General features: G+C 27.4%; 14 protein-coding genes. All 14 read left to right on the top strand.

Annotation, left to right across the window (positions count from 1 at the left end; genetic code table 4):
- Nucleotide 1: 1 nt before the first annotated feature.
- Nucleotides 2–670, top strand: coding sequence for a tRNA (guanosine(46)-N7)-methyltransferase TrmB (trmB, locus tag ESOMN_RS03315; RefSeq protein WP_024863529.1), 669 nt, complete (start codon nt 2–4; stop codon nt 668–670).
- Between the two features lie 25 nt (nt 671–695).
- A complete protein-coding gene (gene cdd, locus ESOMN_RS03310; RefSeq protein ID WP_198511459.1) occupies nt 696–1,094 on the top strand; it encodes a cytidine deaminase in 399 nt (132 codons plus the stop codon).
- A gap of 59 nt (nt 1,095–1,153) precedes the next feature.
- Nucleotides 1,154–2,107, top strand: coding sequence for a tRNA (adenosine(37)-N6)-threonylcarbamoyltransferase complex transferase subunit TsaD (tsaD, locus tag ESOMN_RS03305; RefSeq protein WP_024863527.1), 954 nt, complete (start codon nt 1,154–1,156; stop codon nt 2,105–2,107).
- A 90-nt stretch (nt 2,108–2,197) separates the two neighbouring features.
- On the top strand, nt 2,198–2,974 hold the full coding sequence (locus ESOMN_RS03300; protein WP_024863526.1) for a MurR/RpiR family transcriptional regulator: 777 nt from the start codon (nt 2,198–2,200) through the stop codon (nt 2,972–2,974).
- A 99-nt stretch (nt 2,975–3,073) separates the two neighbouring features.
- Nucleotides 3,074–4,174 (top strand): alpha/beta hydrolase family protein, encoded by a 1,101-nt coding sequence (locus ESOMN_RS03295; protein ID WP_024863525.1) that lies wholly within the window; start codon nt 3,074–3,076, stop codon nt 4,172–4,174.
- Between the two features lie 24 nt (nt 4,175–4,198).
- The gene (locus ESOMN_RS03290) at nt 4,199–5,044 is read left to right on the top strand and encodes a Cof-type HAD-IIB family hydrolase (protein WP_024863524.1); all 846 of its coding nucleotides are present in this window, start codon (nt 4,199–4,201) and stop codon (nt 5,042–5,044) included.
- 2 nt (nt 5,045–5,046) lie between these two features.
- Entirely contained in the window at nt 5,047–6,414 is a 1,368-nt protein-coding gene (gene asnS / locus ESOMN_RS03285; RefSeq protein ID WP_024863523.1) for an asparagine--tRNA ligase, read from the top strand.
- An 87-nt stretch (nt 6,415–6,501) separates the two neighbouring features.
- On the top strand, nt 6,502–7,461 hold the full coding sequence (locus ESOMN_RS03280) for a glycosyltransferase family A protein (RefSeq protein WP_024863522.1): 960 nt from the start codon (nt 6,502–6,504) through the stop codon (nt 7,459–7,461).
- A 17-nt stretch (nt 7,462–7,478) separates the two neighbouring features.
- The gene (locus ESOMN_RS03275) at nt 7,479–8,372 is read left to right on the top strand and encodes an RDD family protein (RefSeq protein WP_024863521.1); all 894 of its coding nucleotides are present in this window, start codon (nt 7,479–7,481) and stop codon (nt 8,370–8,372) included.
- On the top strand, nt 8,365–10,545 hold the full coding sequence (locus tag ESOMN_RS03270) for an ATP-dependent helicase (protein ID WP_024863520.1): 2,181 nt from the start codon (nt 8,365–8,367) through the stop codon (nt 10,543–10,545). Before ESOMN_RS03275 ends, ESOMN_RS03270 begins: the two co-directional genes overlap by 8 nt.
- Before the next feature lie 91 nt (nt 10,546–10,636).
- Nucleotides 10,637–10,906, top strand: a complete 270-nt coding sequence (locus tag ESOMN_RS03265; RefSeq protein ID WP_024863519.1) for an HPr family phosphocarrier protein — start codon at nt 10,637–10,639, stop codon at nt 10,904–10,906.
- 82 nt (nt 10,907–10,988) lie between these two features.
- Nucleotides 10,989–11,648, top strand: a complete 660-nt coding sequence (locus ESOMN_RS03260) for a phosphoenolpyruvate-utilizing N-terminal domain-containing protein (RefSeq protein ID WP_024863518.1) — start codon at nt 10,989–10,991, stop codon at nt 11,646–11,648.
- A gap of 40 nt (nt 11,649–11,688) precedes the next feature.
- Nucleotides 11,689–12,681, top strand: a complete 993-nt coding sequence (locus tag ESOMN_RS03255; protein ID WP_024863517.1) for a CPBP family intramembrane glutamic endopeptidase — start codon at nt 11,689–11,691, stop codon at nt 12,679–12,681.
- An 11-nt stretch (nt 12,682–12,692) separates the two neighbouring features.
- The gene (locus ESOMN_RS03250) at nt 12,693–13,610 is read left to right on the top strand and encodes an RluA family pseudouridine synthase (protein ID WP_024863516.1); all 918 of its coding nucleotides are present in this window, start codon (nt 12,693–12,695) and stop codon (nt 13,608–13,610) included.
- Nucleotide 13,611 lies beyond the last annotated feature (1 nt).

Below are 13,611 nucleotides of genomic sequence, written 5' to 3'. Positions count from 1 at the left end.
TATGCGATTACGAAACAAACCTTGAACCGAAAAGTTTTTAGAAATTAATAAAGATAAATTAATTAATTGAACTGAAGAAAATAAAATAAGTAGTCAAGCATTTTTTAATAATAACAAACCAATACATTTAGAAATTGGTTGTGGTAAAGGTAATTTTATCTCGACTTTAGCAATCAATAATTCTAATATTAACTTTATTGGCATGGAAAAAGAGAGAACTGTTGTGGGTGTTGCATTAAAGAAAGCAATCAATATTTTTCAAGAAGCAAATTTAACAATGACAAATTTAAAATTTCTTAATAAGTTTGCAGAAAAATTAACAGATATGTTTGAACCAAAATCTATTGATCAAATATATTTAAATTTTTCTGATCCTTGACCAAAATCTAAACACGCTAAAAAAAGATTAACTAATGTAACTTTTTTAGATCTTTACAAAGTTATTTTAAAACCCGGTGGTGAAATTCATATGAAAACCGATAATGATGGTTTGTTTATTTCAACATTAGAACAACTAGAATTAAGACCTGAATGAATAATTATGCAAAAAACAACTGATTTATACGATAACCCCGAAATGTTAGAAGGTAATATTCCAACTGAGTATGAAACAAGATTTAATAACATGGGAAAAAATATTAATAAAGTTATTTTTAAGCAAAATAGTTAAGTAAATAATCTTATAATCTATGTGTATGGATAAAAAAGAAATATTCGATGAATTATTAAACTTAGCTAAACAGTCTTACTCGCCTTATTCACATTTTCGAGTAAGTTGTATTTTATTTTTAAAAAATCATCAAAAAATCAAAGGCGTAAATGTTGAAAATGCAGCTTATAGCCCAACTATTTGTGCTGAAAGAACTGCCTTATCTCAATTAATAACTCAAGGTTATAATTGTGATGATATTGAGGTTGTAGCTTTGTATACAGATGCTACTCAATTTGGTTCACCTTGTGGGGTTTGTCGCCAAGTGATGAGTGAGTTATTAAATGAAAATCAAAAAGTTTGAATTTTTAGCAAAAAAGGTTTTGCTAGTGAACATCAAGTTAAAGAATTTCTTCCTTATGCTTTTGGCAAGAATGAACTTTAATAAATAAAAAAATGTTTTAAAAAACATTTTTTTATTTTAAAAATTTAAGAGGAGTAACTATGAAGATATTAGCGATTGAATCAAGTTGTGATGAATTTTCAATTTCTATAATTGAAGAAGATAAAATTTTATGTAATATAATCTCTTCACAAATTAAAGATCATCAAGTTTATGGCGGTGTAGTCCCTGAATTGGCTGCTCGATTGCATTTACAAAACATGCATATTGTTTTACAAAGTGCTTTAAAAGAAACTGAGACAACAATCGAATCTATTGATTATGTGGCTTATACAGAAAAACCGGGTTTAATCGGTTCATTAATAGTTGGTAAAACGGTAGCTGAAGCCATCGCTCTATATATTGATAAACCTTTATTGCCTTTGCATCACATTGAAGGACATATATTTGGAGCTTCAATTAATCACAAGTTTGTTTATCCGGTTTTAGCGTTGGTTGTTAGTGGAGGACACACACAAATTGAATTAGTTCATAGTCCTAATGAATTTGAAATTATTGGCACAACACAAGATGATGCGATCGGAGAGTGTTATGACAAAGTAGCAAGAGTTTTGGGAATGGGATATCCAGGGGGACCATTAATTGACAAATTAGCTCAAACAGGAAACAGTAGCAAATATTTATTGCCGATTGCAAAAAATGATAATTCATTTGACTTTTCTTACTCTGGTTTAAAAACTGCTGCAATTAATCTAATTCATAACGCAGAACAAAAACATGAAAAATTAGAACTTAAAGATTTTTGTGCTACATTTCAATTTGCAGCAACAAGTATTTTAAAAATTAAATTAGAAAAGGCTGTTCAAAAATTTAAACCGCTAACTTTAACAGTTGCGGGTGGTGTTAGTGCTAATAGCTCAATTCGTAAATTAATAATGGAAATTGGAAACACTTATAATTTGAATACAATTATTCCAGATTTAGAATATTGCACGGATAATGCAGCTATGATAGCGAAGTTAGCTAGAGAAAAATTAATTAATCAAAATCATTAAGAAAATGGAAATTTTTTAAAATTTTATTGGTGATTTTTTCCAAACTCTTATGCTTTGTGCTATTCTTATATGTAAGAATAGGGTGAATTTATGAGATCATTTTTAGCTAAATTGGCAACTATAGATGAAAAAACTTTAACAAGCAGAGAACTGCAAATTGTTAGTTATGTTAAGTCTAATTTACAAACAATTGTTGCAAATAATATGAAAATCGAAAAATTAGCTCAAGAAGTAGGCACTGGTTATAGTGCCATTTATGGTTTGTTAAATAAACTTAATATCAAGGGTTATAGAGATTTTTCAATTTCTCTTGCAAATGACGCTGATTCAGCAGAAATTGAAGTAGCCAAAGATGATGAAAATGTTGTTAATAAATATATTTCAATAATTAAACAAAACTATTCATTAATTGAAAAACGTTCACTATTTGAATCCTTAAAATTAATTAAAAATGCTCCAAGAATTTTTGTGACTTATTGAGAAAACGTTTTAAGAGGTCCAGCAATGGAGTTAGAAAATTTCTTTTTTGAACAAAACCTATCAGTTGTTCTTTTAGATTCTGATTGAGACACGATTAATCAAAGAGTTGATCGCATTCAGAAAAATGATTTATTTATTTTTCTAACTAAATATGGAACTTCAAAACACTTAGAAAGAATTATCGAAAAAATTAAGTATCACGGAGGAAAAATTATTTTTGTTTCTGGAAGAATGCCAACTACAATGGTTTCAAGAATGACAGATTCTGTTCACACATTAATTATTGATAGTCCTAACACTGATATCAATACATTAATTTCTAAAACATTACCATTTCACTATTTCAATGATTTATTAATTTATCATTTTTTACACGCTAACAAATAAATATTAAAAACACCAATATAAATTGGTGTTTTTAATAAGTGAATAATAAGTGAAGTTTAAAAAATATAATATGATAAAAGAAAAGAAAGGCTAATTTCTATGAAGAAAAAAAGAAATATTTTTAAAAAAATTAATATCTTTTTTCAACACTTTTACAAGTATATGGAAACACCTTTTTCTTTGGGGAATAACAAATCACATATTTACATGTATCCTGAACTAAGAAAAATGAATAAGATTATGTCAAATTTTTATCGTCATAAAGATTTACAAATAATTGCTTTTGATAATTTAGTTCCATTCAAATTTGAAACAGAAGATGGTGTTGTAATTGACGCTATGGAATACATCACAGATCCTAAATCAGATAAGTGAATTATTTCTTCACATTGATTTGCAGGCAATAAATATTGAGCACTTTATTGAGCTAAACCTTTCATTGTTCTTGGCTATAATATTTTAGTTTATGATTTTCGAAATCATGGTGCAAGCGAAAAAAGTGATGTCACAATGGGACTTAAAGAATCTTATGATTTATTAGGTGCAATGAATTGATTAAAAAATAATAAAAAGTATAAAACTTTAGGTTTAATGGGTGTTAGCATGGGCGCATTTACTACTAATTATGTTTTAGCTAAACACCATGATAAGCTAGCTGATTATAAAGTTAAATTTGCAATCTCTGATGTTACATATGGTTCAATATCTACACTTTTGGCTCACGTAAGAAACACAAGATTTAAGCATTCTTTATGAAAGAAAAGTACAATTAAAGTTGTTAATGCTATCATTAAGTCTCAATCAGAAGTAACAAATTGTGACTGAAGAGATATTGATATTTTTAAATATTACGAAAAAGAAAATGTCCCAGCTAAAGTTCCAACCTTTTTTAGCGCAGGAGCAAATGATAAAGTTGTTCCGTTTGCTGATACATATCGGATTTTTGTTTTGAGATCCCAAAAAAATCATGACGATGAAATTTTGGTTTATGATTGATCGGCACACACATTAGCATTAAAAAGTCATCACAATAAACAAATTTATCATTGATTAAAATTTGAAAATAAAATTATTAAAAATGATATAGCTACAAAAAAAGCTTTAGAGTTTTTTGGTATTAGTGAAGAATTCATGAAGAAAAATCCTGAAGAAAAAAAAGAAATTTATACTTTACATTTTAATAGCAGCGAAAGCAAATAAGAAGTTGAAAGAGGAAAACCATAAATGCTTAAAAATATTAGATTAGTTGTCACAGATTTAGATGGAACAGTTTTAGAACATGGAAAAATAGCGAATCATAACGATTTAGACACACTTTTAAAGTTAGAAAAAAAAGGCATTGCTTTAACAATTGCGACAGGGCAAAATTGATCAAATGCAGTTACTAAAGCTCATATTTTTGAAATTCAAAACGGAGTTGATTATATTATTTGTAATAATGGAGCCTACATTTCAAAAGTTAGTAAATATGAACCTATTTGTGTAATTAAAATTGAAAATAATTTAGTGCAAAAGGTTTATAATAAGTGTACAGAAATGAACATAACTTTTTTTGCTTATTACAAAGAAAACAGACATATGTATTGAAACGGAGTTCCGTTAACATGCGAATCTTTAAATGCTAGAAATTGAACTGATAAATTCATTTTAAATGATATTTCCCAAATTGAAAATTTTGATTATGATAGTGTTTTTCAAATTATGATCTTTGTCCCAGACCAAGAAGTTAATTCTTTTGAACAATGATTTAAAGAAGAAGGTTTAGATCAAGAACTATTGTCAATGTCTAACAACATTGAATCAATGCCAATTTATGAGTTTACAAATATTAAAACCAACAAAGGTGTTGCTGTTAGAAATTTAGCTAAATTATTAAAAATAGATCTTAATGATGTGATTACATTTGGTGATAATTTAAATGACATGGAAATGATTAAAGATATGCCACATTCAGTTGCTGTAGGTAATGCTGTACCAAAAATTAAAGAAGCCGCAACTTATATTACTGATACAAACAAAAACGGTGGTGTAAGTAAATTTATTAATGAACATATTTTAGGAGGTAAATAATTATGAAAGATTTAACAAATATTTTTAAATCTTATCAAAACATGGAAGGCGCAGAAGTAACTTTTATAGCAAGGGTAAGATCCAATAGGCAAGGTAAGGTTGTTTCGTTCATGGTTTTAAATGATGGAACCACTTTTAAAGATGTTCAAGTTGTTTATAAATCTGATATTATTGGTTTTAATGATGCTCAAGAAGCAAGAGTATCATCGATTGTAGAAGTTGTGGGTAAAATAATTAATACTCCTGGTAAACCTCAACCTTTTGAAATCGTTGCAAGTAAAATAATACTTTTAGACCAAGCAATTGAAGAATATCCATTACAAAAAAAGGAACACAGTCCCGAATTTTTACGTGAAATTGCTCACTTACGAGCAAGAACAAAAACTTTAAGTGCTGTTTTTAAAATTAGATCTACTTTAGCTTTTGCAATTCACAAATTCTTTAATGAGCAAGGATTTGTGTATGTTAATACCCCAATAATTACTAGTAATGATGCAGAAGGTGCAGGAGAAGAATTTGTTGTAACGACTTTAGAAGATACTAACTATGAAGAAGATTTTTTTGGTAAAAAAGCTAATTTAACAGTTTCTGGTCAATTACATGCCGAAGCTTTAGCGCAAGCATTTAAAAAAGTTTATACTTTTGGACCTACTTTTAGAGCAGAAGAATCTTACACTTCTAAGCATGCTGCAGAATTTTGAATGATTGAACCAGAAGTTGCTTTTAATTCTTTAACAGACAACATTCTACTGATTGAAAAAATGTTGAAATCAATTGTTGGTTATGTACTTGAAAAATGTTTTGATGAATTACAATTTTTAGATAATAATTTGGAAAAGGGTTTAATTGAAAAAATTCAAGGAATAACAAGTTCTAATTTCAAAACACTTACTTATAGTGAAGCGATTGAAATTTTGAAAAAAGCTGTTGAACAAGGTGTTGCTTTTGAACAAAAAAATATTCATTTTGGTTTAGACTTAGGAACTGAACATGAAAGATATATTTGCGAGGTCGTTAACAAGTGTCCAACATTTGTAACTAATTACCCAAAAGATATTAAAGCTTTTTATATGAAACAAAATGATGACAACAAAACAGTAGCAGCCGTAGATTTATTAGTGCCAGGAATCGGGGAACTTATTGGTGGAAGTGAACGTGAATCTGATTATGACAAATTAGTGAAACGTTGTGAAGAAATAAAAATTCCTGTTGACAAACTTGAATGATACTTAAATTTAAGACAGTATGGATATTATAAATCGGCTGGTTTCGGATTAGGTTTTGAAAGACTAGTAATGTATATTACCGGAATTACTAATATTCGTGATGTTATTTCATATCCAAGAACACCAAAAAATTTATTATTTTAAGAAGAAATGCACTTTAGTGTATTTCTTTTTTTATATACTTTTATGGTGTAAAATTATAAAAGAACTAAGCCCCTAAGGAGAATTAAAATGTTAATTTCGTTTATTATTTTATCGGCAGGACGAGAAGAAAGAATTTTCAAAACTATCAACTCTTTAAAAAGACAATCTAATCTTGATTATGAACTGATTGTTATTAATGATGATCCATATGTTGAGAAAGAATCTTTGGATTTTTTGCGTGACCAATTTGAACAAAACGACAATATGCTTTTAGTTTTTAATAATAAATCTCAAGGTGCTTCAACTAATTGAAATACAGCTTTACAATTAGCCCAAGGCGAATATATTACATTCATTAAAGAAGGTGACATTTTAGAACCTAATTTTGTAGAAACAATTAATAAAAATTTAAAATCTGTACAAACTAAAATTGATATTATTCAATATAAACAAATGTGAAGCGGATTACATGAAGGTGTCACTGAATGCTTTTTAGAAGATAGTAAAATTTACAACTTGGGAGAATCAAAAGAAGTCTTTGCTTACATAAACCAAAATATCTATGGTAAACTTTTTAGATTAAATTATTTAAAAGATTTTAGAATTACTTTTAGAAGTTCTGTACGTTTTGACAGTTTATTTTTGTTTAAAGCATTAGGGCATGCTCGTACTTTTTTACAAATTCCTGAAGTTATTTCATCACACAGAATGGGGATCTTAAAATATTCAGCATTTGATTTGGTTAATCAATGACCGCACATTCTAAATTACTATCGAAGAATCGGGACATATAAGGAATTGCGCGATGAATTAAATTATGCTTATACTCGTGAATTAACTTACGACTTTTTATCACTTGTTTCTAAATTTGAAAACAAGCAATTATATAAAAAAGCTTTAAAATACGTTAATTCTAAAATGGAAAATAAATTGGAACAATTCGCTAAAAGCAATAAGAGCTTTTTAAAATCTTCAGATTATAAGTTTGTTAAATATATTAATGAATTTGAATCTTTTATTGCTAATGAACTTAAACATAATAAATAGAAAGAAGGTAAAGTTTAATGAGCAAAGTAAAAGTTAATAATTCAAATAGTTCTCTGACAACTTTGCCTAGGCTTTCTAAAAACAATCAAATTATTGATAACCCTGAAAAACATTATCGTCTAGCGAGCATTTATAAAGTAATGTTTGCTAGACTTTTTGACTTGTTATTATCCGCAATTCCTGGAATTGTTATTAATATTGTTTTAATGCAAAGAGATGAGTTTATTGGTAATTGGGGAATGTTGATTGGAATTATTATTGCAACATTTTGTTGAGTAATAATTTATTTTGTAGTTATGCCTTGATTTCTAAAGGGGCAAACATTAGGGAAATTACTTTTTAATATCCGTTTAATGAAAAAGGGTGAAAATAAAAAAGTAACTTTATTGGCTTTATTTTTGCGTGAAGCTTATTTTAATGTTGTTCCTTGATTGATTGTCGTTATAGCTCAAATTGTTTCTGTAATTTTGATGTCTAATTTTCAAACTGACGAAGTTTCTAAATCACCCGGTTTAATTCCTGCAATAATTATTGTTAATATTTCTAATCTTATTTATGCATTATGAATGGGTATTGTCGCTTTAACGATTAAAGTTCAAGCAGATCATCAAGCTGGTATAGATATGAAATTAGGATTATATGTGGTAGATAAGCTAGCTATTGAAGATGAAATTAAAATCGTTAGAGAAGATTCTAAAATGAGTAGAAAGCAAAAACATGTTTCTTTAGCTGAACAACCAGGTAATTTTGATCAAGATATGATTAATGATTTATACATCTCTGAAAGTGATGAACCACTTTCTTCAATTTATGTAGAAGAGTCTCAACACTTAGAAAATTTTCAAATCGAACAAGAACGTAAAAAATTTCTTGAGCAAAAAAATAGAAAAGATGAGGACAAGGATGAATAATTTGTTAGAAGGACTAAACGAAAACCAATTAAAAGCAGTTATGACAAATGATCGACCTTTAAGAATTATTGCCGGAGCAGGTTCTGGCAAAACTAAAGTTATTACAACAAAAATTGCTTATTTAATTAATGATTTAAAAATCCCTTCTTGAAAAATTCTTGCTGTAACATTTACAAATAAAGCAGCCAAAGAAATGAAAGATCGTGTTCAAAAAATTTTGAGCAATAATGAGGATAGATTGTTTATTTCAACATTTCACTCTTTTTGTACTCGTGTTTTAAGAGAAGATTTTATAAGTGCGAATTTAGAAAAAAATTTCTTAATTATTGATACTAACGATCAACAACAAATTATCAAAAAAATTATTAAAGAATTAAATTTAAACCAAGATCAAGATAATCGTAAACTTCAACGTTTTATTATTTCTAGAATTAGTTATTGAAAAAACCATTTAATTTCTCCGCAAGAAGCTCGAGATGAAGTGTTTGACCCAAATGAAAGAAATGCAGTAAAAGTTTATAGAGTTTATCAAGAAACACTTTTAACTAACAATCAAGTAGATTTTGATGATTTACAAGTCAAAGTTTATCAAATGTTTAATAATAACCCTGAAGTTTTAGAAAAATGAAGATCAAGGTTTGAATATGTTATGGTCGATGAATTTCAAGATACTAACGAATTACAATTTGATTTAATTAAATTTTTGACAAAAAATAAAAATAATTTAACTGTTGTTGGAGATCCTGATCAAACAATTTATTCCTGAAGAGGTGCTCAAGTAAATATTATTTTAAATTTTGAGAAATCTTATAAAAATGCTTTGACTGTCGTTTTGGATAGAAATTACCGTTCGACCCAACAAATTTTAGATCTTGCTAATAGTTTTATTTCACATAACAAAAATCGCGAAGAAAAAAATATTTATACTGACAATACTAATGGAGAAATTGTTGAAGTCAAAGAAGTTGCAACAAGATATATGGAAGCAAAAAGCGTTGGAGCTGAAATTCAAGAATTAATTAAAAGTAAAAAATATAATTACAATGATATTTTTGTTCTTTATCGAATGAATGCTTGATCACAAGAATTTGAAAAAGTTTTTGCAAATTTAAAAATACCTTTCCAATTAATTGGAGGAATTAAATTTAGAGAACGTAAAGTTATTAAAGATGCGATGGCTTTCTTAAAAGTTATTGCAGTTAAAGATAATTTATCTATGGAAAGAATTTTACATTTAACTCCTAAAGTTGGTGAAGTAACAATTGAAAAAATTATTTCATTAGCAAATGAACATCATTTAAATATTTTAGATTTAATAATAAATGAAGATCAATCTCTAATAAATTCTATAACTAAAAATTTGGATAAACTGCGTACAGTTTTGATTGAAGCACTCAAACTTTATAAACTTAATAGTTCATTAGAAGAGCTATTGAAATTTGTTTTGGTAGAATCAGGTTACGAAAATAAAGTTTTATTGTTAGATGATGATAAGGATGACATAAAAAACATTTATGCATTTTATGATCAATTAAACAAATTTGATTTAGATTTTAATTCAGAAACATTTGGGGAAGAAAATAAATTGTTAGCTTTTTTACAAGAGGAAGCTTTACTTTCTGAAGAAGAAGATGATTTACAACCAAATAAAGTAACTCTTTTAACAATTCATGCAGCAAAAGGTTTAGAAAGTAAAGTCGTTTTTATAGCTGGTTTAAATAGAGATGTTTTTCCAAGTAAATTATCAATGTTTACAATTGCTCAATTAGAAGAAGAGCGAAGAGCTTTATATGTAGCTTTAACCAGAGCAAAAGAAAAACTTTACATTTCTTATGTTAAAGGTGAGTTTTCTTATATTTCTCAAGGCGAACTTGGACCTTCTAAGTTTATCGGTGAATTAAACAAAAATCTTTATAGTTTGGAAACAAATATTTTTGTACACGGTGATGGAGTTATTACCTCTAATAAAACAATTGTTAGTTCTCGATTTGAAAATTTTAATAAAAACGATAGCTCTAAAGATTATCAAAAAGGAGACATGGTTTCGCATATGATTTTTGGGGATGGTGTTGTTGTTAAAATTGTTGATCAACAATTGCAAATAGCTTTTAATAATCCTAAATTCGGAGTTATGTTGATAGCTTCTTCTAATCCCGTGTTAAAGAAAAAATAGAAATAAATAAAACATAAATAAATTAATATTTTTTATTAAAACAGGTTTGTTTGTTATAAAATTATTAAGTATTAACTAAGGAGAAAAAATTATGGCAAAATTTACTGCAGTAATTACTGATAAAGTAGGATTACATGCTAGACCGGCTTCTGTATTAGCAAAGGAAGCTTCTAAATATTCATCAGATATCAAAATATTATCAGATGGTAAAACAGGAAATCTAAAATCAATTATGAACGTAATGGCAATGGCTATTAAAACCGGAACAGAAGTTACAATCGAAGCAACTGGTTCTGATGCTGATGCAGCATTGGCAGGAATCAAAGAAGCAATGATTAACGCTGCTTTAATCCAAGGATAGTTCAAATACATTCTAACAACTTCTCTGGAAGTTGTTTTTTTATCATTATGATAAAATATTATTAAATTAAAAGAGGTGTCGTATGTTTTCAAAAATAATAGGTCTATGTCTAAATGAAGGAGTAGGATCAGGTTTAACTTTTAAGCCTAGAATAATTTCAAAAGTAGAAACAGACATAGATGCAGACAAAGAATTATCACAATATATTAAAGCCATTGACACAATTAAATCTAATATTGCCAATTCTAATGAATACCAAAGTGGTGATCAAGAATCTAAAGACATTTTGATGGTTTTAGAAAATGAAGCTTTAACAGCAGATATTAAAAAATTAATTAAAAGTCAAAAACAAAGTGCTTCGCAAGCAACTAAGTATGTTGCTGATAAATTTTTTAAAGCTTTTAATATTATTGATACTAAAGAATCAAAAAAATTTGCTGATGAAGTTTCTTTTGCTGCGAGTTTAATAATTTCTGAATTAAGTGACCTACAAGCAGGTGTTTCTAGTTCACTAACATCAAATGATTTAGTTCTTTTAATTGAAGACATGAAATTTGAAAATTTAGAGTTAATAAAAAACAAAAAAGTTAATGCTATCATTCTTAAAGAAAACGTTGATAACGAAGATTTATTAAAAGAAATTCATAAAATTAAAAAACCATTTGTTGTTTTGGGCAAAAAATTTATTTATGTGCAGGAAAACACAAATGTTGCTGTTGTTGATGGGTCGGTAGCTTTATAAAAAGTTTTAGACTTTTTTTATATTAAGAGAAAGGAGTAGTATGACAAACATTATTGCAAAAACAAAGTTTCTAATTTCTAAATTACAAATTAAAGAAAATGAACAAAACAAAAATTTTGAGTTTTTATTTAAAGTTTATAATCCTAAAACTGATGGAATCATTTTTTTATTAACTGCTTTAATAATTCCTTTTACATCATTATTAATTTTTAGGTTTGCCGCAGGAATGGGTTATACAGACCCGGGTTCGCAAACAGATAGTTATTTAACAATGGGGCATATGTTAGTAACACTTGTTTCTGCGATTGCTGGTTTAATCATTTTTTTGCAAAGAGATTCTAAACTATTTATAAAATCAGGTTTAATAATTTTTTATTTATTTGAAATTGTTCCTGTGTTATCTGCATTGATTGGCTCGTTTATTTTATCTTTAATATACGGAACTGATGTTAAAGATAGTGCTGTAGCTAACATTATTGGTCTTTGATTTCAAATTATCGGAGAAATTTTTATCATAATTTGAGCTATTCAAAAAACGACAGATTTGAAAGAGCGCATTATTTCAACTTTTAAAAATGATTGAAAGCGTTTGTTATTAATTACAATAATTGGAATTATTACAATTGTTGGTATTTGTATTTTTCTTTGAAATGTATTGTTTACAACTGAAAAATCAAATAATCAAAATCAATTAGAAAGTCTTTTAAAATCTCCTAATTTAGCTATAAGAGTGTCATATACCTTGACATTATTTGTTTTAACGGTTTTGATTGCTCCATTAGCAGAAGAATTAACTTCACGACATGCTTGATATGTTGGAACAGGAAATCGAACAGTTGGTTGGCTCACATCGGCATTATTTTTTGGAATGATACATGTTAGTTCCGGAGATATTCAAAACATTGGTAACTATCTAATTGCTGGTTTGATTTTGTCTTCAATTTTTAATATTTCAAGAGGTAATGTGACTTATAGTTGACTAGTGCATGCCGGTTACAATTTAATAGCATTAATCTTAATTTTAGTTCAATAGGGGAGAACGATATGACAAAATTTGAAATCAACAATAATGATAATAACCAAAGTTTATTTAAGTTTGTGAAAAAGTCTTTTTCAACAACACCACTTTCTGTAATTTACAAATGGTTTAGGAAAGGTGATATTAAAATTAATGGAAAAAGAATTAAAGACCAAAAATTTTTATTAACTACAGGTGATTTAGTTGAAGTTTATGACACCAACAAACCGGTTGTTAGAGATGAATTTAAATATGTTGATTGACAGGGAATGATGGTCGCATATGAAGATGAGAATATCTTTATAATTAATAAAGCACCAGACATAGAAATGCATTCTCCAGTTAATGTCTCATTAGATGATATGGTTAAATCATATTTATATGATCATGAAGAATATAATCCAGAAGTTGAAAATTCTTTTGTTGTTTCTCATGTTCACCGATTAGATAAATTAACTTCAGGACTAGTTATTTATGCAAAAAATAAAGTTAGCTTAGATGTAATGCTGGCTGCTATTCAAAACAAAAACGCAATTGAAAAATATTACATTGCTAAAGTTTCTAAAAAATTTAACAATGATTTTAAAACTAAAGGTTGAATTAAATATGATCAGGAAAAACAAATTTCCATTTTTACTGAAGAAGACAAAAGTGAGCATAAAAATTTTAAATACTGCGAAACAGAATTTAAAATTTTATTAAAACAAGAAGAATTTAATATTGTTGAAGCTAAGTTATTAACAGGAAGAAAACATCAAATCAGAGCGACTCTTGCTTATTATGGTTTTCCAATTATTAATGATTTCCGTTATGGGGGTAAAAAAATTAACAATGAAAAAATGATTTTTTTGTCAGCATATAAACTTATATTTAAAAATTTGCCAGAGCCTTTAGAATATCTCAATGGTGAGAAAATAATTTTAGATTTAAATATTGAAAATTAAA

The sequence above is a fragment of the Williamsoniiplasma somnilux genome (assembly GCF_002804005.1).
Taxonomy (GTDB): Bacteria; Bacillota_I; Bacilli_A; order Mycoplasmatales; family Mycoplasmataceae; genus Williamsoniiplasma; species Williamsoniiplasma somnilux.
Note: the sequence above shows the minus strand (reverse complement) of the source record. Positions and strands in the feature narration are given on the sequence as shown.